The organism is Verminephrobacter aporrectodeae subsp. tuberculatae At4 (assembly GCF_000193225.1).
Classification (GTDB): Bacteria; Pseudomonadota; Gammaproteobacteria; order Burkholderiales; family Burkholderiaceae_C; genus Acidovorax; species Acidovorax aporrectodeae.
This window is the reverse complement of sequence record NZ_AFAL01001072.1, coordinates 1-678: the sequence shown is the minus strand read 5'-3', so window position 1 is coordinate 678 and position 678 is coordinate 1. Positions and strand designations below refer to the sequence as shown.

The 678-nt window shown below is 53.4% G+C and carries 1 protein-coding gene and 1 CRISPR repeat array; the gene reads left to right on the top strand.

All coding sequences use genetic code 11. The annotated features are described in order from the left end of the window. The coding region (locus tag VTU_RS35350; RefSeq protein ID WP_236610869.1) for a hypothetical protein at positions 1 to 223 on the top strand (223 nt) is incomplete at its 5' end. Positions 224 to 230: 7 nt separating this feature from the next. After that, positions 231 to 629: a CRISPR direct-repeat array (repeat unit 28 nt; unit sequence TTTCTGAGCTACCTACTCGGCAGTGAAC). Positions 630 to 678: the final 49 nt, after the last annotated feature.

Genomic DNA, 678 nt, shown 5'->3' with positions numbered 1-678 from the left:
CAGAGTCCAAGCACAAAAAATAGAAAAACACAAGAAAAAACTCGAACGATACTCAGGTATCGTGACCTGCAACACCCGACAAGGAGGCATCAACCAGTCAATCCATACCCCTCTCTACAATCCCAACCGCGTAACCCCAGACCCAGCGCTCAAATCGGTCACGATGCCGAAATGGGCGGTCACGCTCGCCGAAATACCCACCAGCCAGCCCATTTCGAAGTGAATAATGTTTTCTGAGCTACCTACTCGGCAGTGAACTCATTGCGCACCTCTTTCTCTTTCGGTAGGTATTTCTGAGCTACCTACTCGGCAGTGAACTCGCCGACATCGACGCCTTCGTCGATCTCTCCTTTCTGAGCTACCTACTCGGCAGTGAACAGATGACGAACATCTGCGTGAACGCATCGTGCTTTTCTGAGCTACCTACTCGGCAGTGAACGCCACGTCGATCACGTCCTGGTGGCTTGAGATTTTTTGAGATTTTCTGAGCTACCTACTCGGCAGTGAACCTGCAGCTGCGCGCCGTTCCGGCGGCGCACCTTTTCTGAGCTACCTACTCGGCAGTGAACGACCCGTACTCGGTGACCGGCAAGGGCGTTATTTTCTGAGCTACCTACTCGGCAGTGAACGAGGGCAGCTTGGCCCGTGGGACGATGGGAGCTTTCTGAGCTACCTACT